The following is a 21,156-nucleotide window of genomic DNA, read 5'->3' on the forward strand; positions in this document are numbered from 1 at the left end:
GGTGACGGCCATGATTACCTCTGATCCATGAAACACAGCCAAACGGGCGTTCCGCCCCTTCCGATCTTCGACTCGTATTCATCTGAAAGATAACGAATGAACGAAGTCGGACAAAAAGTTCTTGCCGGCCCAAGACGCGCCCCCTACGTGCGAAAGTGAACGAACAACCTCGGACGTGTCCTACCCGTTCGTGCATCAAGTAGGCGCTTTTAGTGTCGCTGCAGACTCTTATCAGATCGACTTCGCGCGTCTTCTGCACCTTCGTTACCGTGATTAAGGGGCACGATCCATGACAGCGCCAAAGTGGCCCACATCATTCTGTTGTCGTTGACGTCACCTGAAACCATGGCATTCACGACGAAGAAGACACCCATCGCGAACAGGACCACTCCGACTGGGGTCGTGGCCAGCCGACGCAATCGAACCAAGGACAGGACCAGAAACAACACAGTCGCCAGACCCGCAATCCAGCCACCTTCCACGACAGTTTCGAGCACGACGTTGTGCGCATACTGGCGGTCTCCGGAGTTCAGTGCTTCACCATTGCGAAGGACGGAAGAGAAATTGGCCCAACCGACACCAGTGAAGGACTGGGGCACGTCGGAGATGTATCGCGTTGCGGCGGCCCAGATGGCATCTCGCGAAGCTGTGGCAGAGCCATCAGAAGCAAAAGCCCCCTGGATTCGCTCCATACCCGAGCTACTACTCCTCGTTATGAACAGCCATGCGACAACCAATCCAATGGCAACAAGCAGGATTCGCCGGAACTTGCCCTGGCGACTGACGAACACCGCAACAGCCAGGACAGCTAGAGCCGCGGCGAATACCGGTCCTCGTGAGCCCGACTCGAACATGCCGTAGGCGAAAATGACAGCCAGGGCGGCTAGAGCGATCCGAGAGGCGCCGCGGGACACCAGTAGAAGGCTGAACGCGATGACGAGCGCCGCGCCTGTGGCGCGGCCGGCCGTGATCGTGTTAGACCCCTCTGCGGCAAGCCGCCCCAGAGTGACCTCGACATTCGGAAAGACAAGACCGTTGACGAGGACGGCCGCACCCAACACCACAAACCAGGTGACCCAGTAGCGCCGACGTCGCTCGTTGGCTAGAAGATAGAACGATGCTGCCACGGCAATCACCGTCAACAGCATCCCCTGGAGCTTATCGCTGGCGTAATCGTTCTGAACCCCGAAGAACCAACCTGGCAGGAACGCCACCAGAAACAGAACGGCCTTTGGGTCAACAACGAATGACGTCCCGGCCCTGACAAACTGTAGAGCGATCCCCAGGACGACAACCGAGGCACTCGCGAGCGTTAGATCGAACGGCAGCCAACCCAGGGCGGGGCTGCTTTTGACAGCCCCTGAGAAGAGCAGGAGAACGCAGAAGAACGGGACCACGGCGTCTACGACATGGGCTCTGGTAAGAGCTCCATTCTGGTTACGCACTATAACTCCTCACCGCTGGCACCATTGTGCCGACCGGGTGGGCAGCAGTATTGCAGGAAACACGGCTCGTCGGCGGCGTGTCAAGGATGTCGACAACATGAAGGCGTGCTTGACCCGGCTAGGCAACGCTTGGGACATTGCTTCCTCCTCTCCTATCGTGGTTAGCGACAGTTATGCGAATGAGGACCAACAGCGCCACGTACATGACCGATTGAACGCTTGCGAGAACAACGATGGCGGTCGTGAGCGACCCGCCGAGGCTACTCACCATGGCAACCGCACCTAAAACGATTATCGATCGACTGAGGTCCCAAGCGAGCTGGACCTTCGCTCGGTCGATGAGCAGCAGCACCCGGCTAACGGGCACCACTACCAACTGGAGGGCATGCGTGAGGGCGAAGATGCGCGCGTACTGGCCTGCCGTCCTCCACTCTTCCCCGAAGACAGCTGAGAAGACCGACGGCCCGGCCACGATGATCGCTACGAGCGGCACAACGACGACAAGAGCAAGGACAAACTCGGTTCGGTTCAGCAAAGGTCCGATGCGTCCACGGCCCCGGATGAGGACGCCCAGCGATCCCTCGACGTACTGAGCTGTTGCGTCCGCGATGATGCCGACAGGAGCAGCCAAGACGCGCATCGTCAAAGCAACGAAACCAATCTCATACACCCCGTAGGCGGCAGTCAACACGAGAATGGGCGCCTGAAGCCCCACGACGTTCAACAACGAGGACCATGTAGACACAAGTGGCAGTCGGCGGAATCTTGCCGAGGCCACTGCGAACATGCGGCGCGGTGGGATGTACATCGTGCGCGGAACAAGTTCTCCCCCGGGTCTGCGAGCCCTTACCGCACCGCCTACCGCAAAGATCCGACCGACAGCTGTTCCGAGGGTGAGACCCAGAGATCCCCCGATGCTTGCTAGCCCCATCAAGATGTTGAAGGCAACCTGAGCCCAGCCCTGCATCGCATTCCGGATGCCAAGGCGGCCATAAGCTTCGCGGCGTGTGAGGGTGCTCGAGTAGATCTTGAAGAGCGCTATAGCGATGACGGTGACGGGGATTAACCACCAGTCTCGCGTCAGGAACGGCGCGCTGAAGGTCGACGCGAGCCAGTCTCTTGAGAGCCAGGCCACGAGCGCCAGCAGGCTCGATAGGACAACTGCAGAGGCCAGAGCGAGCCACACGAGCGACCTGGCAATTCCAGGGCTCCGGGGCACGACGACAGCACGTTCCCAATTCAACGTCACCACAGCCCCTCCGATTGCCGAGAGGGACGTGATGACGGCCAGAGATCCGAAGTCAGCGGCGCCATAAAGCCTGGTGAGCAATGGCGAGGACAGGACGATGATGCCCTGACCCGCAATGCTGCCGGCCAGGATGAGAGCGACACCACTTCTCAGCCGTGTCGGCAGGCATAATTTGGCTTTAATCAACGACCTGTTCTCATCTCCTGAATGTTCGACGTTGATGCTTAGGCCGGTTTCGCCGGCTCCGGCTCAAACCGCGCTCTGGTCGATATCGCCCGAGCGCGCGGCCGTGCCATCACCCAACCGGACGAACGTCGCTTCGCCCCAGGCGGCCGAGTCAAGACCCCGGCGACCGTCGATCACGGTGCGCACGCCGGGCGCCTGCTCGTGGCTCCAGCGCCGGTAGACCTCGTGATCCGCCTGCAGGACGAGCGCGTCAGCGGCCTGTCCTTCCTGGAACGACTCGAATCCGTACGACGCCAGCTCATCGGTTGTGTAGAGGGGGTCATGGACGAGCACACGAGCGCCTCGTGCCTTCAGTGCGTCGACGGCATCGAAAATGCCCGAGAAAGCCGTCTCTTTGACGCCACCGCGATAGGCGGCACCGAGGACGACAACGGTCTGGTCCGTGAGGTCTCCGTGGAGCGCCCCTAAGGCGTCGATGGTGCGAGCGGGCATCGCAGCGTTCGCGGCGCGGGCTGCGCGGACGATGGTGGCCTCGGGATCGTTCCAGAGATAGAGACGCGGGTAGACAGGGATGCAGTGCCCTCCGACGGCGATGCCGGGCCGGTGGATGTGGCTATAGGGCTGCGAGTTGCACGCGTCGATCACTGCATGGACGTCGATGCCCACACGATCGGCGTACAGCGCGAACTCGTTCGCGAGACCGATGTTGACGTCCCGGTAGGTCGTCTCGGCAAGCTTCGCGAGCTCGGCTGCTTCCGCGCTGCCCAGGTCCCAGACGCCGTTCGCCCGAGGCAGGTCGGCGCGCTCGTCGAAGTCGAGGACGGCCTCGTAGAACTCTCGAGCCCGACGCGCACCCTCGGCGCTCAGCCCACCGATGAGCTTCGGGTACTTGCGCAGATCGCTGAACACGCGCCCGGTCAAGACACGTTCGGGTGAGAACACGACGTGGAAGTCCGTGCCCTCGGTGAGTCCACTACCTTGAGCCAGCAGGGGCACCCATCGGTCTCGGGTGGTGCCGACCGGCAGAGTCGTCTCGTACGAGACGAGCGTTCCTGGCGTCAGGTGCGCGGCGATCGAGCGCGTGGCGGAGTCCATCCACCCGAAGTCGGGTCGCGCTTCGTCGTCGACGAACAGCGGTACGACGACGACCACGACGTCGCTGTCGGCGATGGCATCGGCGTAGTTCGTGACGGCCTTGAGCAGCCCGCGAGGCACCACGTCACGCAGTCCGTCGGCGAGACCGTGTTCGCCGGGGAACGGCTCGACAGCGTCGTTCACCAGATCCACGACCCTCTGGTCGATGTCGACGCCCGAGACCGTGTGGCCCTTGGACGCGAACTGGACCGCAAGGGGCAGGCCGATCTTTCCGAGGCCAACGACGGAGATGTTGAGGACGTTCTTGCTCATGGGTCGTTCCCGTTCAGATCGTGATGGCGGTGGAGGTGCGCGACGCTTCGACGACTGCTTCGGCGACTCGGAGCGTGTCGAGTCCGTCCCTCAAGGTGACGATGTCGTTCGCGCGACCAAGGATGGCGTCGCGGAAGGCTTCGTGCTCGACGAGCAACGGCTCCCGCTTGGTCAGGGCGTAGCGGACCATCTCGCCCTCGGACACCCCCCGGAACGCAGCGATCGAATCCCAGCTCGTCGACACGGTCCCGTTGGCGAAGAAGGTCAGGTCGGCCGTGATGGTGTCGGCGACGAACGTTCCCTTCTCTCCCGTGACCGTCGTGACGCGCTCCTTCAACGGCGAGAGCCAGTTCACCAGGTGGTTCGTGACGATGCCGTTGCGGAGGCGACCCGAGACGGACACGAGGTCTTCGTTGGGGCGACCGCTGCGATGAGCACTCTGGGCGAAGATCGTCTCGAATCCGCTCTGTGCCAACCAGGCCGTGAGGTCGATGTCGTGCGTGGCCAAGTCTTTGACGACACCGACGTCGGCGATCCGGGCGGGGAAGGGCCCCTGCCGCCTCGTCGCGATCTGGTAGACCTCGCCGAGATCGCCTGCCGCGATGCGGGACCGGAGGCTCTGCAGGGCGGGATTGTAACGCTCGATGTGCCCCACGGCACCGACCAGGCCCGCGGCGTGGAAGGCCTCGACCAGTCGCCGGCCGGCGTCGACGTCGTGTGCGACAGGTTTCTCGATCAGGCAGTGGACCCCCGCCGCTGCGAGGGTGAGACCGATCTCTTCGTGGAAGATCGTCGGCACCGCGACCACGGCCGCGTCGATGCCGTGCTCGATGGCCTGCTCGACGGTGGTGAACAGGGGAACACCCGGGCCGAGCGCCCCGTGCGTGTCTCCCAGGGCATCAACGGCCGCGACGAGCTCGACCCCGTCCACGCCTCGCAGCACCCTGGCGTGATGGCGACCCATCATGCCCAGCCCGACCAGCGCGACCCTGATGACCGATCCCATCAGGCACCTGCCGTGGCGAGGGTGTTCACGGCGTCGACGATGCGGTCGATCTCCGTCTCGTCGAGCGAAGGGTGCACGGGGATGGACAGCACTTCGCGCGCAGCCTTCTCGGTCTCGGGCAGATCGACGCCGCTCGCGAACGACGGCAGTCGATGGTTCGGCACGGGGTAATAGACGCCGCTTCCGACGGCGAACTCGCTCTTCAGCGCTGCCGCGAACCCGTCACGGTCGTCTTCGACACGGATCGTGTACTGGTGGTAGACGTGCCCGGCGGCGGCAGCCACGGGAGGCGTGACCACCCCTTCGAGCCGACGGTCGAACTGCGCCGCATGGGCACGACGTGACTCGGTCCAGGCAGCCAACTTGCGGAGCTGCGTCCTGCCGATCGCGGCATGGAGGTCGGTCATGCGCATGTTGAAGCCCACCAGTTCGTTCTCGTACTGGCGCTCCATGCCTTGGTTGCGCAACAGCCGGATTGTCCGTTCAACGGCTGCGTCGTCGACGGTGAGCATGCCGCCCTCACCCGAGGTCATGTTCTTCGTGGGGTAGAGGCTGAATGCTCCGAACACACCGAACGTGCCGACCTGCTGGCCGTCCCACGTCGCCCCGTGTGCCTGGGCGGCATCTTCGAAGATGCGGAGGCCCTTGGCGGCGGCGAGGGTCGTCAGGGCGGTCATGTCAGCGGACTGCCCGTAGAGGTGCACCGGCATAACCCCGACCGTCCGGTCGGTGACGAACGACTCGACCGACGACGCGTCGAGACAGAACGTCGCCGGGTCGATGTCGGCGAACACGGGCGTCGCTCCGGTGAGGGCGACGGAGTTCGCCGTGGCCGCGAAGGTGAAGGACGGGACAATGACCTCGTCACCGGGCCCGACTCCGGCGGCCAGTAGGCCCAGGTGAAGGGCGGAGGTGCCTGAGTTCACCGCCACCGACGAACGATCGTGAGCCAGTTCGGCCGAGAACTCGTGCTCGAAGGCAGCGACCTCCGGACCCTGTGCCAACATGCCGGAGCGGAGCACCGCGTCGACCGCCTCTCGTTCGTCGTCACCGATCAGCGGGCGGGCGGACGGTATGAATTCCGTGGTCATTTCGTCATCTCCATCAGCACGCCATTGCGCTCTTCGTATCGTTCTCGTGTCATCTCGTCGAACCAGGACTCACCGTCGGCGACGAGCCGACGGCCGCTCTTTCCCACCCAACCGATGCGTCGAGCGGGGACGCCGACGACCAGTGCGTGGTCCGGGACGTCTCGCGTGACCACTGCACCGGCAGCGACGGTGGCCCATCGGCCGATCGCCACCGGGGCGACGCACACGGCGCGGGCGCCGATTGACGCACCCTCGGAGACGGACACGCCGGTCGGTGTCCAGTCATCCGCATTCTTGGCCGAACCATCCGCATTGACGGCCCGGGGGAAGGTGTCGTTGGTGAAGATCACACCGGGGCCGACGAACACGCCGTCTGCGAGCACCGCGGGGGCATAGAGCAGTGCCGCGTTCTGCACCTTGCACCGGTCGCCCAACCGCACACCTTCGTCGATGTAGGCCGCGCGACCGATGATGCAGTCGACGCCGAGCACCGCGTGCTCACGCACCTGCGCGAGGTCCCAGATCTTCGTACCCGAACCAATCCTCGAGGTCGAGTCGACCTGCGCCGACTCGGCGATGAAGCTCATCGGCCCGAACTTGTCGGTGCGAGGTGCTCAAGGTGTCCCCATGTCAGGACTGTGTCATTCATTAACTCTTGCTCTCTGTTGAGGTGACCGCGTCGTGCTGACGAACGACGGGAGCGATCTGACGTCGCGAGCAACCGCAGTGGCCCGGCGACGTCACAAGTCAGTTCTGCGCAACAGGCAGGGTGTTCAAGGAGTCGTTGGCCAGGGCGGCCTTGACGGCGTCAAGCCCGGGCTGATCGACGTTGACGATCGACTGGCCGCCGACCGAGCCGGTGCCGGCCGTCGGCACGGTAAAGAAGTGCATCTTCGATGCGTCGATCGATCGCAGGCTGACGCCAAGGGAGGCAATCGTTCCGATGTCGAATTCTTTGTCGACGGTGAGGTAGGGCGACATGGCCGTGACGAAAGCCGACACCTTGCCCGGGTCGGTCAAGGTCGACCTACTCAGGATTGTGTTGGCCAGGCCCTTGACGAACGCCTGCTGGTTCTTAACCCGCGTGAAGTCGGCATCGGCAAACGCATAGCGCTCTCGAACGAAGGCCAGTGCTGCATCGCCCTCAAGCTTGTTGAGGCCAGCAACGTACGAGAATCCGCCCTTGGTCGAAAACGCCTGCGGCGAGAACACGTCGACCCCGCCCAGCGCCGTCGTCATGCCCTTGAAGCCCTCGAAGTCGATGATGGCCACGTGGTCGATGCGGACGCCGAGCAGCTGCTCGACGGTCTGCACGGTCAGAGGTGAACCGCCGTAGGCGAAAGCGGCGTTGATCTTGTTCGAGCCGTGGCCGGGGATCGGCACGTAGAGGTCGCGCATGATCGACATCACGTAGACGTTCTCGCGGTCAGCGTCGACGTGCACGAGCATCATCGAGTCGGTCCGCTGGTCCGACGACGACGGATCGTCGATGGTCGTCGCGTCGGCCCGTGAGTCCGAACCCATCAACAGGATGTTCATCGCCCCGTCGGGTGCCGGTGCCGGACGCGTCGACTCTTCGGGAAAGGCCTGCTCGATCTTCGTCGCGTTGTCGTTGAACGAGTTCGCCAGCCGCGACGCGTAGACGCCACCCACGACCCCGACGATCACGATGACCCCCACCAGCACCGACGCCAGCGTGATCAGAGCGATGACCGGCTTCGAGCGACGACGCCTGCGCTTCTTCTGCGGCGTCGGCTCGCCACCGTCGCCCTCGTCCGGCGTCAGCGTGAAGATGTCGCTCATGCGGCTCGCTCCCCTAGCACTCGGTCACGGATCTCGGCCACAGCGCACCTGACTATAACAAGGAGCCGACGATTCCTCGCCGGACCTCCCCGCCCCGGACGACGGCTTCCTTCACCCGACCAACTCGTTCGCGGTACGCAACACCCGTTGCGCGACGAACTCCTCCCCCACGACCACCACCTCGGACGCCACCGTGAACACGGCCGCCTCGCCCGGCAGCAGAGTCACGAGCATCTCGTCCACCGTCGCGGCAGGGTCGACCTTGTCGACGAGCAGGGCCAGGTCGCGCACGAGCGCACCCGCCGTCACCTCGACCCGGTAGCCCGCGCCCGACCCCGATCCCTCGCTCAGCGCGGTCACCGACGTCGACAGCGACGCCGCGGCGAGCGCCGAGTCCCGCGGCTCGACCGGGAACCACAGTCCGCGGGTCACCCCGGGCAGCGACGCCACGAGCAGCTCCGACTCCGGAGCACCGAACGCCGCCACGGCCGAGGGCACCGGAACGGTCACTGAGTCGCGGGCCGCCACCGTGAGCGACACCTGCTCCGAGGCGAGGACGCGACCGTCGTACGCGACGCGACGCACCGTGACCGGGCCGGCCAGCGCCTCCTCGGTGTCGTTTACCACGACCACCGCGAGGCCGCCGTCCCGGGGCTGGATCGTCACGAGCCGGTCGGCGAACGCGTGCCGCATCGCGTAGAGCAGCGGCTTGCGCTGCCCGTCGCCGTCGACGGCGGCCCACGACGTCACCGGCCAACAGTCGTTGATCTGCCACACCACGGCTCCCCTGCACCGCGGGGCGTGCGAGCGGAAGTGCTCGAGCGCCACCTGCACCGCGTTCGCCTGGTTCAGCTGCATCGCCCAGTGCCACGCCTCGATCTCGTCGGGCAGCCGGTAGTGCGCCAGCAGGCCGTCGGTCAGCTTGTCGTTGCCCTGCATGGCCTTCTGGTGCACGATCATGCCGGGCGACTCGGGCGTCAGCGGCTCGTCGTGGATCGCCCGGGTCATCGCCGACCAGGTGGGCGGCCCCTGCCAGCCGAACTCGGCCACGAAGCGCGGCACGACGTCGCGGTACGTCGGGTAGTCCTTGCGGTTCCATTGCTCCCACAGGTGGACCGACCCGTGGTCGGGGTCGCTCTGCGCCACGTCGAGGCTGCCCGACCAGGGGCTGCCCGCCGCGTACGGACGCCCCGGGTCGAGCTCGCCCACCAGCGCCGGCAGCAGGTCGAGGTAGTAGCCCAGCCCCCAGGTCGCCCCGTCGAGCCGGCGCTCCCAGCCCCACTCGTCGTGGCCCCAGATGTTCTCGTTGTTGCCCGTCCACAGCACCAGGCTCGGGTGGGTCATGAGCCGCGTCACGTTGTCGCGCACCTCGGCCTCGACCTCGCCGCGCAGCGGGTCCTCCTCGGCGTAGGCGGCACAGGCGAAGAGGAAGTCCTGCCAGGTGAGCATGCCGCGCTCGTCGCACAGCTCGTAGAAGTCGTCGGACTCGAAGATGCCGCCGCCCCACACCCGCAGCAGGTTCACGTTGCCGAACTCGGCCTGCTCGATGCGGTCCCGGTACCGGTCGCGTCCGATGCGGTGCGGGAACGCGTCGTCGGGAATCCAGTTCGCCCCCTTGATCCACAGCGGCTCGCCGTTCACCACCACCGTGAAGCTCGTGCCGACCTCGTCGGGCTCGACCCGCACCTCGACGGTGCGGAACCCGATCCGCGACGACCACTCGTCGAGCACGTCGCCTGCCGGCTCCCCGTCACCCGAGGAGGCGCGGGTCGCGTCGACCCCGTCGCCGTCACGCCCCGAGGAGGCGCGGCCCGCGTCCCCGTCCTCTCCCCCGGTCACCGAGACCCTCACGTCGTACAGCGGCTGCCCGCCGTGACCCCGCGGCCACCACAGCTCGGGGTCGTCGACGACCACCTGCACGACCGCGGAGTCCGCGCCCGGCTCGACCCGCGCCTCCTGCGTGACGTCCCCGACGGTCGCCCGGACGGTCACCGGGGCGGCCGCCCCGGCCGAGGCCCCCGCCCGCTCGAGGTCGACGTGCACGTCGACGACGCCCCGCGACCCATCGACCGTCACGACCGGTCGGACCGACGCCAGCCGCACCGACGACCACGACTCGAGCGTCACCGGCCTCCAGATGCCCGACGTCGCCGTGTCGAGTCCCCAGTCCCAGCCGAAGCTGCACGCCATCTTGCGGATCGCGTTGTAGGGGTGGTGGTTCACGTGCGGCCGGTAGCCGAGCGCCAGGCTCTGCGCGTCGGCGTAGGCCACGGGCGACCCGAAGCGCACCTCGAGGTCGTTCGACCCCTCGCGGAGCCGTCCGTCGACCCCGACCCGGTAGGTGCGGTGCTGGTTGCGCGTCTCGGCGACGACCTCGCCGTTGAGCAGCACGGTGGCCACGGTGTCGAGGCCCGCGAAGACCAGCTCGTGACGGTCGTGGCCGTCGGGCCGCCAGTCGAACGTCGTCGCGTAGGACCAGTCGGCCTGGCCGATCCAGGCGAGCAGGTGCTCGTTCGCGTCCAGGTACGGGTCGACGATCAGGCCGGCCGCCAGCAGGTCGGTGTGCACCGTGCCCGGGACGGTCGCGGGCACGTCGACGGCCGCGATCTCGTGGGGCACGGGGCCCGCGGTGCTGCGCAGGCTCCAGCCGGTGTGCAGGGTGCGGACCGTGCGCTGCGTCGCGCGGGTGGTGGTGCCGGTGGTGGTGGTGTCGGTGGTGCTCATGTCGCTCCCAGCGATCGAGGGTGTGGCGTGGGGTCGGGCCCGCCCACCATGAACCCCGTTTCGAACGAAACACCCGGAAGCAACGGGGTGCAACGTTCGAAACCGGGTTTATGGCCGGGCGGATGGGGCGCGGTTCAGGCGCAGGAGGGGCGGTGCCGGTCAGGCGCGGGCGGCGCGCCGCTCGGCGATGCGCTTCTCGGGGTCGGGCGCGGCCTCGGCGAGCTGCTGCGTGTAGGGGTGCTGCGGGTTCAGGATGACCTCGTCGGGGGTCCCACGCTCGACCACCTGCCCCTTGTACATCACGAGGATCTCGTCCGAGAAGTGGCGGGCCGTCGCCAGGTCGTGCGTGATGTAGAGCACGCCGAGGTCCTCCTGCCGCTGCAGGTCGGCCAGCAGGTTGAGCACCCCGAGCCGGATCGACACGTCGAGCATCGAGACCGGCTCGTCCGCGATCAGGATGCGCGGCTCGGGCGCCAGGGCCCGGGCGATCGCCACGCGCTGCCGCTGCCCACCCGACAGCTCGTGCGGTCGACGCGCGGCGACGTCGGCGGCCGGGCCGAGCTGCACCCGCCCGAGCAGTTCGCGCACCTTCTCGTCGACCGTCGAGCGGGTCGCCTTGCCGTGCAGCAGCAGCGGCCGCGCCAGGTGGTGCCCGATCGAGTGGAACGGGTTGAGCGAGGCGAACGGGTCCTGGAAGACCATCTGCACGTCGCTGCGGTAGCGGCGGAGGGCCTCGCCGTGCCGGGGCGCGACCGCACCGTCGAGCACGATCGAGCCGCTCGTCGGCCGTTCGAGCTGCAGCAGCATCTTGGCGATGGTCGACTTGCCGCTGCCGCTCTCGCCGACCAGGGCCACCGTCTTGCCGGCCTCCAGCGTGAAGCTGACGTCGTCCACCGCGCGCAGGCGACCCTTCTCACCCCGGCCCCCGCGCACCCGGTAGTCCTTGACGACGTTCCGGAACTCGAGCGTGCTCACGCCGCGCCTCCTGTGCTCGTGGCGACGGAGGTCGCCCGTTCGTGCCCCGAGGAGGCGCGAGTCGCGCCGTCCTGGGCCGTCTCGTCGACCCCGCTGCGGATGAACGCCCCACGGTCGCCCGTGAGGCTCGGGAACGACCCGAGCAGCTTCTTCGTGTACTCGTGCTGCGGGTTCGTGTAGAGCTCGGTGGACTCCCCGATCTCGACGATCTCGCCCGCGCGCATCACGGCGATGCGGTCGCTGATCTCGAGCAGCAACGGCAGGTCGTGGGTGATGAAGATGACCGCGAAGCCCAACTCGTCGCGCAACCGCCCGATCTCGCGCAGGATCTCGCGCTGCACCACGACGTCGAGGGCGGTGGTCGGCTCGTCCATGATCATCATCTGCGGGCCGAGGGCGAGCGCCATCGCGATCATCACGCGCTGGCGCATGCCGCCCGAGAGCTCGTGCGGATACGACCGGAGTCGGTTGCGGTCGACCCCGACGGTCTCGAGCAGCTTGCCCGCCCGCTCGACGCGGTCGGCCTTCTTCCAGTACGGCCGGTGGGTCTTGAAGACGTCCTCGAGCTGGGCCTGGATCGTCGTCACCGGGTTGAGCGCGTTCATCGCCCCCTGGAACACCATCGACAGCTTGTCCCAGCGGAACGCCCGCAACGCCTTGTCGTCGAGCTCGGGCAGCAGGATGTCGGCGCCCTCGGCGTCGTGGAAGACCACCCGACCACCCGTGATCACGGCCGGCGCCTTGAGCAGCCGGTTGATGCCGTAGGCGAGCGTCGTCTTGCCGCAGCCCGACTCGCCCGCCAGCCCGAGGATCTCGCCCCGGGCCAGCTCGAAGCTGACGTTCTTGACGGCGTGCACGGGGTGCTCGACGGCGTAGTCGACGCTGAAGTCCTCGACGGTCAGGACGGTGCTCATGCGGTGGCCCCCTCGGTGGTGCCGGCGGCGGCCTCGGCCCGCGCCAGTCGCTTGCGGTCGGCCCGGCTGACGCCGGCCCGGGTCTGGTCGCGCAGCTTCGGGTTGATGATCTCGTCGATGGCGAAGTTCATCAGCGACAGCGCGCACCCCAGCAGCGCGATCATCAGCCCCGGCGGCACGAACCACCACCAGGCGCCGAGTCGCAGCGCGAGCCCGTTCTGCGCGAAGTAGAGCATCGAGCCCCAGGTGAACTGGCCCGAGACGCCGAGCCCCAGGAACGACAGTCCCGCCTCGGCGAGGATCGCGAAGATCACCGCGAACAAGAACTGGCTGGCCAGCACGGGCAGCACGTTGGGCAGGATCTCGACGGCGACGATGCGCCAGGTCTTCTCGCCCGACACCCGCGACGCGGCGACGTAGTCGCGCGAGCGCAGGCTCAGCGTGATGGCGCGCAGCACGCGGGCGCTGGCCGCCCAGCTCGTGATGACGATCACGAAGGCGATCACCACGAGGCCCTTCTGCGGCACGTAGCTCGACACGATGATGGCGAGCGGCAGGCCGGGGATGACCAGCACGACGTTCGAGAACAGCGAGAACGCCTCGTCGACGAACCCGCCGACGTAGGTGCCGATGACGCCGAAGACGATGGCCAACGCCATCGCGACGACGCCGACCAGCACGCCGATCAGCAGCGAGCCGCGGGTCGCGTACGCCAGCTGGGCGAAGACGTCCTGCCCGGTCTGCGTGGTGCCGAGCAGGTGCTCCCCGCTCGGGGCGCTCAGGCCGACGTCGCTGATGGCCTGCGGGTTCTGGACGACGAACGGGAAGACCAGTCCGAACAGGGCGATGGCGGCGATCATGCCCGCCCCCACCCAGAGCTTGGGGGTGACGTGCGGGAAGACCCGCTTGAGGCCCTTCCGGCCGGTGCCCGCGCCGCTGTCGCCGGTGGGCGAGTTCGGGTCGGCGAGCTGGCCGAGGTCGATCGTGGACATGCTCGTCGTCCTAACGCTTGGCGCGCGTGCGCGGGTCGATGAAGCCGTACATCAGGTCGACGATGAAGTTCGTCCCCAGCACGGCGAGGGTGATGACCAGGAAGATGCCCTGCATCAGCGCGTAGTCGTTGTTCTGCGTCGCCGTGAAGAGCGCGTTGCCGATGCCCGGGTACGAGAACACCTGCTCGGTCACGATCGAGCCCGACACGACGAACCCGAGCGAGATCGCGAAGCCCGCGAACTGCGGCAGCACCGCGTTGCGGGCCGCGTAGCTCTGGCGGATGCGCATCGGCGACAGGCCCTTGGCCTCGGCGGTGACGATGTAGTCCTCGCTGAGGGTCGACACCATCATGTTGCGCATGCCGAGCAGCCAGCCGCCGACCGACGAGATGATGATCGTCAACGCCGGCAGCGTGCCGTAGAGCACCGCGCTCTGGACGAACGTCCAGTTGAGCCCCGGCGTCGCCTCGTACACGTTGTAGCCGCCCGACAGCGGGAACACCCGCAGGACGCTGCCGAACACGTACAACAGGATGAGCGCGAGCCAGAAGTACGGCACCGCCTGGAACATCGTCGTCACCGGGATGAAGTTGTCCAGCACCGAGCCACGCTTCCACCCGGCGAGGGTCCCGAGCCCCACCCCGAAGACGAACGACAGGATCGTCGCGATGCCGATCAGGGCGATCGTCCACGGGATGGCCTGGCCGATGATGGTCGACACCCCGGCCGGGAAGTACGACACCGAGATGCCGAGGTCCCCCCGGGCCAGGTTGCCGAGGTACTGCACGTACTGCGAGAACAGGGGTTCGTCCGAGTCGGAACCGAGAAGGAGTCGCAGGCTGGTCACGGTCGCCTCGCTGACCGGTCCCTTCTGCTGCATCTTGGCCAGCAGGATGTCCACCGGGTCACCGGGCAGCAACCGCGGGATGAAGAAGTTCAGCGTCAGGGCCGCGAACAACGCGACCGCGTAGAAGCCGACCTTCTGCGCGACGTACCTCATCCGCGCCTCCTGACCTTCTCGGTCCCGACCACGATCACTTGAGCTTCAGGTTCAGGACGGTCTGGGCGTTGTCCCAGGTCTTCCACGTCGCCGGGAAGTTCTCGGTGTCGTCGTCGCCCGTGGGCCAGCCGGTCACCTTCGCGCTGTTGAACTCGGTGAGCGTGGACTGCAGCAGCACGGGGATGTACGGCATGTCCGCCACGATCTCCTTCTGGATCGTGAAGTACTGCTCGGTCTTCGCCGCGACGTCGTCGGTCTGCTCGGCCGCGACGATCGCGGCGTCGACGGTCGGGTTCGAGTAGCGGGCGAAGTTGTTGATCGCCTGCTCGCCCACCGGCGAGGTCGTCGTCGAGTCGAAGTTGCCGTTGTAGAGGTAGTACGGGTCGGTCGACGGGCCCTGGCCGAGCGAGTCCATCGTCAGCTGGAACTGCCCGTTGTTGCGGGCGGCGACCCACTCGTTGTACGACTTGGCGCTCTGCGTGATCTCGATGCCGACCGCGCGCAGCTGCTCGGCCATGGCGTCGATCGCCGCGATGTAGTCCGAGTAGCCGGTGACGACCTGGATCTCGAGCTGCAGCTTCTGGCCGTCCTTGGCGTAGATGCCGTCCGAGCCCTTCGCGTAGCCGGCCGACTGCAGGAGCGCGTCGGCGCCCTCGGTGTCGGCCGTCATCGGCGTCTCCTTCTCGACGTCGGGGCTGATGTAGTCGTCGTCACGACCGAGGGTCATGAAGGTCGGCGAGATCTGCTTGTTCGTGCCCGAGAAGGCCAGGTCGTTCAGCTGGTCGCGGTTCATCGCCTTGTAGATCGCCTGGCGCACGGCCGGATCGGTCTGCGGGCCCGTGCAGCCGAGGTCGGCGTTCGAGCAGGTCATCAACGTGATCTGCTGCAGCGGGGTGGCGACGTAGCTGACGTCGGGGTTGCTGCCGAGCACCTTGTCGGCCTCGGGGATGAAGATGCTCGACCAGTCGAGGTCGCCGCCGACGATCGCGTCGGTGGCCGAGGTGTTGTTCGCCAGGGCGATGTACCGGATGCTCTTGACCTCGGGCTTGCCCGACTGCCAGTAGTTCGGGTTCGCCTTGTAGACGTAGCTCTGCGGGGTGAAGGTGTCGAGCATGTACGGCCCGGTGCCGATCGGCTTCTCGACCGGGTCGGTCGCGATGTCGGAGAGCTTCGAGAAGACGTGCTCGGGCACGATCGCGGCCTGGCCGAGGATGTCCGGGCCCTTGACGAACGAGGTGTCGGCGAAGGTGAAGACCACCGTGTCGTCGTCCGTGGCCTCGACGGTGCCCTCGAAGCCGACACGGTTCAGCTCGGGCTTGTCGAGCATCGTCTGGAACGTGTACGCGACGTCGTCCGCGGTGAAGTCCTCGCCGTCGCTCCACTGCACGCCGGTGCGCAGGTCGACGGTCAGCTCGGTGCCGTCGTCGTTCCACTCGTACTCCTCGCCCAGCATGGGCTTGGGGTCGGCGCCGGTGAGCACGTTGTAGTAGAAGAGCTGCTCGTAGAGCAGGCCCTGCGAGGTGCTGTCGGCCGTGGCCGAGAACGGGTTGAAGTTGGCCGTGAGGTCGCCCGCCGGGCCCGTGTTGGCGGTGATGCCGCCTTCGTCGCCGCCGCTCGAGGCGGTGCAGCCGGTGAGCGCGAGGCCCGCGGCGGTCGCGAGTGCGATCGCACCGAACCCGACCCGTCGGCGGTTGGTCATGGAGAGAGGCATCGTCGACCCTTCGTCGTGCCAGGCGCCGTCGCCTGGTCCCGGGTCTTTCTTAGACGACTTACGTAAGCGAGTCAAGAAAGTCGTGAGGACGTGTCGGGATCGTGACCCGCGCCTCCTGCGGTGCCGAGGCGAACCACACCGGCCCGGCCCGCGCTGGGCCGGCCCGCACCGCACCGCGTTTCGTGCACGGCACCCCGACGAGACGCGGTGTGCTGCACGGATCGCGGCGCGGGGACGTGCGGGCCCGCCCGGGCAACGGGTGCACGCAGTGCGGCGCACCTCCCCACGCACCGCATCGCGTTTCGTGCACGGCACCCCGACGAGACGCGGTGTGCTGCGCGGAACGCGGCGCGGAGACGTGCGGGCCCGCCCGGGCCGCCGACCGGACCCGGTGCAGTGCACGACTCGCGGGGCCGAGGAGGCGCGGGCCGGGTCCGGGCACCGTCGCGGGGTCAGCGCGAGATGGCGCGTTGCACGACGAGGGCGGCCGCACCGATCGCGGCCGCGTCGCGCGGGTCGGTCGAGACCTCCACCCTCGTGGTGTGCACGCCCCGCGAGAACGCCGTGCGGGCCAGGGCCTCGACGGCCGCCCGGGCGTAGATCGAGCCGGCGACCGCGACCCCGGGACCGCTCAGCACGACGCGGTCGAGGTCGAGCAGGTTGGCGAGCGTCACGACTCCCGCGGCGAGCTGCTCGGCGGCGCGCGTGACGAGCCCGTCGGCCGCGGCGTGACCGGCGATCGCCGCGCGGGCGAGCAGGTCGAAGTCGCGCGCGACCCCGCCCGGTGCCCAGGCGAGGCCGAGGTCGTCGAACGCGGCGGCGTCGCGCCGGGCCCGGGCGACGACGGCCCCGGGCGACGCCGCGAGCTCGAGGCAGCCGCGGTTGCCGCAGTAGCAGGGCTCGCCGTCGAGGTCGATCGACACGTGGCCGAGCTCTCCGGCGCCCGAACTCGCGCCCCGGTGCAGGGCCCCGTCGAGCACGATGCCCGAGCCGACCCCCGTGCCGAGGTAGACGCAGGCGAACGTCTCGGAGCGCGGCACCTGGCGACTCCAGAACTCGCCGAGCGCCGCGGCCGCCGCGTCGTTGTCGACGATCACGGGCAGGCCGAGGCGCAGGGCCAGCGCGGCGTGCAGCCCGGCGTGGAGGGCGCTCTCGGTCGAGCGGGGCCCGGTGCGCACGCCGTGGGCGAGGGTGGCGCGGGGACCGACGACGGCCAGGCCGGCCACTGCTCCGCTCGCGAGGCCGAGGCTGCCGACGACGTCGTGGAAGCCGTCGACGATGCGGACCGCGGCGGCCGTGACGTCGTCGGACGCGGCGGGCCCGGCGTCGACCTGCAGGCGCCCGACGACTCCCCCGCGCATGTCGGTGACGACGTAGGTGAGCGCGTCCTCGCCGATCTGCACGCCCATGCCGTAGACGGCACGCGGGTTGATCTCGACCATCGTGCGGGGCTTGCCACCGGTCGACGCGACCCGGCCGGTCTCCCGGACGAGCCCCTCGTCCAGCAGCCGCCGGACGATCGTCGAGATCGACGCCTGCGTCAGCCCGCTGGCCTGGGCGAGCTCGACGCGGCTGATCGGGCCCGACGACCGCACGAGGTCGACCACGAGTTCGCGGCTGGTCTGCGGCGCGGGCTGGGGCGCGGGCTGCGCGGCGGGATGCGTCGTGGGCTGTGCCGGGGTGGGCGGCGAGGTGTGCGACCGCCACGGCGTCGCGGACCGGGCAGGGGGCTGCGTCGGGGTCCGGTCGGGGTCGCGGGTCACCACGGGCGTCGCTCCGACCTGTCGGGGGCTGTAGGTTCGGGCGCATGACCGACTCGATCGTCGACACCCGGGTGGCCCCTGCCGGGCCGGGCGACCGCCGTCGTGTCGGTCTCGCCCTCGTCCGCCCCGGCGAGATCTTGGGGGCGGAGCCGTTCTACCACGAACTCATCGCCGGCATCGAACGGGTGCTGCGCCCCCGCGGCCACACCCTGCTGCTGCAGGCCCTCGCCGACCGCGACGCCGAGCTGTCGGCCTACCGGCGGTGGGCGGCCTCGGGCGACTTCGGCGCGGTCGTGCTCGTCGACCTCACCGACGACGACCCCCGACCGGCCCTGCTGCGCGAGCTCGGCCTGCCCGCGGTCGTGCTCGGCGACCCCGCCCTCTCGGGAGACCTGCCCGCCGTCTGGACCGGCGACGGCGTGGCCATGCGCGACACCGTCGCCGCGCTCGTCGCGGACGGGCACCGTCGACTCGCGCACGTGTCGGGCCCGGGAGCGCTGCTGCACACGCAGGTCAGGCAGGAGGCGCTGGTCACCGCGAGTCGCGCCTCCTCGTCCGTGGTCGAGACGATCGAGGGCGACTACTCGTGGGACGCCGGCGCGGCCGCCCTCTCGCGTCTGCTCTCGGGGTCGACGCCACCGACGGCCGTCGTCTTCGACAACGACCAGATGGCGCTCGGCGGCCTCGCCGCGGCGCAGCGACTCGGGGTCGAGGTGCCGACGCGACTGACGCTCGTCGCGTGGGACGACTCGTCGCAGTGCCAGTTGTCGACGCCCCCGCTCTCGGCGGTCAGCCACGACGTGCAACGCCTCGGCGAGGTGGCCGCGGGCATGCTGCTCGGCGTGCTCGCGGGAGAGGCCGTGGCGTCGGTCGAGGCGCCACCCGCGTCGCTGGTGCGGCGGGGGTCGTCGGGGCCCGCGCCGGTCTGACGCCCCGCCTGCCGAGCCGCCAGCCCCGGCGTCGACTCTCACCCAGGTGAAACAGAGGTGACGCGACAACCACCCTGCGCATTCCGGACAGTTCGGTGGGTTTCTCTCAGCTTACGGATAGGTTCGATGGGCACGGGGGGCTCCCTTCGTGCTGCGTGTCTCACCCGGCGCTGGGCCGGGGGCGGACAAGCGATGACGCTTGCACCACCGATCAAGAAAGCACTCACCACGTGATCACGAAGTTCTCCTGGCGCCGTGCGGTGGCCGTCCCGGCCGTCCTCACGCTCGCCCTCGGAGGGGCCCTCCTCTCCACCACGGCGGCCAACGCGGCCGACGGCATGCTGGACATCACCAGCCCGACGGACGGCGGCGCGACGACCTCGCGCGACGTCTCGATCGTGGGTACCGCGGTTCCCGGGGCCTCCATCAACGTCTTCACCGACGACACGCGGACCACGCGTCTCGTGCAGACCACGACGGACACCACGACCGGAGCCTTCACGGCCGTCCTGCCCTCGTACCCCGTCACCGCCCCCCGCGAACAGAGCGTCTTCGTCGACGGTGTCGTCGGCGGCAGCGGCTTCTCCGACGCGCAGCCCCTGTCGTTCGTCCTGCCGATCGGCAAGTACCTCACCCTCGAGACGCCCGTCGCGAACACCCCGACCGGCAGCCGCGACGTCGTCTTCTCCGGAACGGCGACCGAGGGCTCGACCGTCATCGTGAGCTCCGCCGGCGTCGAGCTCGGCCGTGCCAACCTCGGCAACGGCACGACCTACTCGATCCCGTTCACCTACGCCGACGCCGCCGCCACGGCCCAGACGGTCACGGTCACGGGCATCGTCGGCGGCAGCGGCCTCGAGCCGGTGACGCGTGACTTCACGCTCCCCGCCGTCGTGACGCCCCCGACCACGCCGGTCACCCTGCCCGCCCCGGTCATCACCGCGCCCGCCCAGGGCGCGACCGTCACCGGCACCGAGGTCACCTTCGAGGGCACCGGCACCCCCGGCGCCGACATCGGCCTCGTCGTCACTCCGACCGACTCCGTCAGCACCCTCGCCGACGACCCGGCCGCGCGCATCGTCGTCGACGAGAACGGCGACTGGACCGTCACCGCGGCCCTCCAGCCCGGCGACTACACGGCCGTCGCGGTCCAGGTCCTGCTCGACGCCGCCGGCCAGCCGGTCCTCGACGAGGACGGTCTCCCCGTCGCCTCCGACGACTCGACCCCGGTCGACTTCACCCTCGAGGCCGCGGCCGTCGTCCTCGACGCCCCGGTGATCACCTCGCCCACCCAGGGTCAGGTCGTCGTCGGTGACCAGGTCACCTTCGAGGGCACCGGCACCCCCGGCTCGAACATCCTGCTGGCCGTCGTCCCGACGGACCAGCTGGACGAGCTCGAGGCCGCCGAGAACGGACGCGCCGCCGCCGCTGCGGTCCCCGCCGACCCCGCCGACCCGATCGTGGTCGACGCCGCCGGCAACTGGACCGTCACCCTCGCCCTGACGCCGAACGACTACACGGCCGCCGCCGTGTCGTTCCTCCTCGACGCCGACGGCGCGCCGGTGCTCGACGCCGCCGGTCAGCCGATCGTCTCGGCCCCCTCGGCCGACGTGGCGTTCAGCCTCGTCGCCGCCGTGACGCCCGCAGCCCTGCCCGCCACCCCGATCGCCACCGGCACCACGGGCCTGGCGTACACGGGTAGCGAGGGCACCGAGGCCGCCATCGGCATCGGCGCCGCCGTGCTGCTGCTCGGCTCGACGCTGATGGTCCTCGCTCGCCGCCGCGCGAAGCTCGCGACCACCGACGTGGCCGGCGAGTAACACCCGCACCACGACGACGGCCCCCGTCGCTGCCTCGGCAGCGGCGGGGGCCGTTCCGCGTCCGGCGGCGGCCACCCCCGGCCCCCGGTCCCCCCGGTTCCCTTCGCAGGTGTCGCACCGCCGGATGAACGTCGCACCGTC

Annotated in this window: 17 protein-coding genes; 3 read left to right on the top strand and 14 right to left on the bottom strand. The window is 68.5% G+C overall.

All coding sequences use genetic code 11. From position 1 onward, the window contains the following. Positions 1-209 precede the first annotated feature (209 nt). From EDF21_RS03560 to EDF21_RS03590, 7 genes are all read right to left on the bottom strand, one after another. The gene (locus tag EDF21_RS03560; RefSeq protein ID WP_148053622.1) at positions 210-1,445 is read right to left on the bottom strand and encodes an O-antigen ligase; all 1,236 of its coding nucleotides are present in this window, start codon (positions 1,443-1,445) and stop codon (positions 210-212) included. A 118-nt stretch (positions 1,446-1,563) separates the two neighbouring features. Continuing rightward, complete coding sequence (locus EDF21_RS03565; protein WP_158612844.1) at positions 1,564-2,880, bottom strand: lipopolysaccharide biosynthesis protein; 1,317 nt, start codon at positions 2,878-2,880, stop codon at positions 1,564-1,566. 63 nt (positions 2,881-2,943) lie between these two features. Next, positions 2,944-4,287, bottom strand: coding sequence for a nucleotide sugar dehydrogenase (locus EDF21_RS03570; RefSeq protein ID WP_123570310.1), 1,344 nt, complete (start codon positions 4,285-4,287; stop codon positions 2,944-2,946). Positions 4,288-4,300: 13 nt separating this feature from the next. Further along, positions 4,301-5,293, bottom strand: coding sequence for a Gfo/Idh/MocA family protein (locus EDF21_RS03575; RefSeq protein WP_199736198.1), 993 nt, complete (start codon positions 5,291-5,293; stop codon positions 4,301-4,303). Beyond that, complete coding sequence (locus tag EDF21_RS03580; protein ID WP_123570312.1) at positions 5,293-6,384, bottom strand: DegT/DnrJ/EryC1/StrS aminotransferase family protein; 1,092 nt, start codon at positions 6,382-6,384, stop codon at positions 5,293-5,295. The genes EDF21_RS03575 and EDF21_RS03580 overlap by 1 nt, the downstream gene beginning before the upstream one ends. After that, entirely contained in the window at positions 6,381-6,971 is a 591-nt protein-coding gene (locus tag EDF21_RS03585) for an N-acetyltransferase (protein WP_123570313.1), read from the bottom strand. The genes EDF21_RS03580 and EDF21_RS03585 overlap by 4 nt, the downstream gene beginning before the upstream one ends. 160 nt (positions 6,972-7,131) lie before the next feature. Continuing rightward, the gene (locus EDF21_RS03590; protein WP_158612845.1) at positions 7,132-8,052 is read right to left on the bottom strand and encodes an LCP family protein; all 921 of its coding nucleotides are present in this window, start codon (positions 8,050-8,052) and stop codon (positions 7,132-7,134) included. Position 8,053: 1 nt separating this feature from the next. On the opposite strand from EDF21_RS03590, the gene EDF21_RS16650 reads away from it, so the two are divergent. Continuing rightward, positions 8,054-8,239 carry a hypothetical protein gene (locus EDF21_RS16650; protein ID WP_158612846.1) on the top strand — a complete coding sequence of 62 codons (186 nt, stop codon included), beginning with the start codon at positions 8,054-8,056 and terminating at the stop codon, positions 8,237-8,239. Between the two features lie 59 nt (positions 8,240-8,298). On the opposite strand, the gene EDF21_RS03595 is transcribed toward EDF21_RS16650, so the two are convergent. The 7 genes from EDF21_RS03595 to EDF21_RS03625 form a co-directional block, all read right to left on the bottom strand. Then, positions 8,299-10,911, bottom strand: a complete 2,613-nt coding sequence (locus EDF21_RS03595) for a glycoside hydrolase family 2 protein (protein ID WP_123570315.1) — start codon at positions 10,909-10,911, stop codon at positions 8,299-8,301. Positions 10,912-11,070: 159 nt separating this feature from the next. Next, positions 11,071-11,886, bottom strand: coding sequence for an ABC transporter ATP-binding protein (locus EDF21_RS03600; protein WP_123570316.1), 816 nt, complete (start codon positions 11,884-11,886; stop codon positions 11,071-11,073). Next, positions 11,883-12,800: an ABC transporter ATP-binding protein gene (locus EDF21_RS03605; protein WP_123570317.1), complete on the bottom strand. Its 918-nt coding sequence runs from the start codon at positions 12,798-12,800 to the stop codon at positions 11,883-11,885. Before EDF21_RS03605 ends, EDF21_RS03600 begins: the two co-directional genes overlap by 4 nt. After that, positions 12,797-13,792, bottom strand: a complete 996-nt coding sequence (locus EDF21_RS03610; protein ID WP_082460275.1) for an ABC transporter permease — start codon at positions 13,790-13,792, stop codon at positions 12,797-12,799. Before EDF21_RS03610 ends, EDF21_RS03605 begins: the two co-directional genes overlap by 4 nt. A 10-nt stretch (positions 13,793-13,802) precedes the next feature. Then, positions 13,803-14,792: an ABC transporter permease gene (locus EDF21_RS03615; RefSeq protein ID WP_123570318.1), complete on the bottom strand. Its 990-nt coding sequence runs from the start codon at positions 14,790-14,792 to the stop codon at positions 13,803-13,805. Between the two features lie 34 nt (positions 14,793-14,826). After that, the gene (locus EDF21_RS03620) at positions 14,827-16,503 is read right to left on the bottom strand and encodes an ABC transporter substrate-binding protein (protein WP_199736200.1); all 1,677 of its coding nucleotides are present in this window, start codon (positions 16,501-16,503) and stop codon (positions 14,827-14,829) included. Positions 16,504-16,955: 452 nt separating this feature from the next. Then, complete coding sequence (locus tag EDF21_RS03625) at positions 16,956-18,269, bottom strand: ROK family transcriptional regulator (protein WP_199736202.1); 1,314 nt, start codon at positions 18,267-18,269, stop codon at positions 16,956-16,958. 41 nt (positions 18,270-18,310) lie between these two features. Here EDF21_RS03625 and EDF21_RS03630 point away from each other — a divergent pair, with 41 nt between their 5' ends. Beyond that, positions 18,311-19,195: a LacI family DNA-binding transcriptional regulator gene (locus tag EDF21_RS03630; protein WP_123570320.1), complete on the top strand. Its 885-nt coding sequence runs from the start codon at positions 18,311-18,313 to the stop codon at positions 19,193-19,195. Between the two features lie 230 nt (positions 19,196-19,425). After that, positions 19,426-21,015 carry a hypothetical protein gene (locus tag EDF21_RS03635; protein ID WP_123570321.1) on the top strand — a complete coding sequence of 530 codons (1,590 nt, stop codon included), beginning with the start codon at positions 19,426-19,428 and terminating at the stop codon, positions 21,013-21,015. The last annotated feature ends 141 nt before the right edge of the window (positions 21,016-21,156 follow it).

The organism is Frigoribacterium sp. PhB118, from assembly GCF_003751725.1.
Classification (GTDB): domain Bacteria; phylum Actinomycetota; class Actinomycetes; order Actinomycetales; family Microbacteriaceae; genus Frigoribacterium.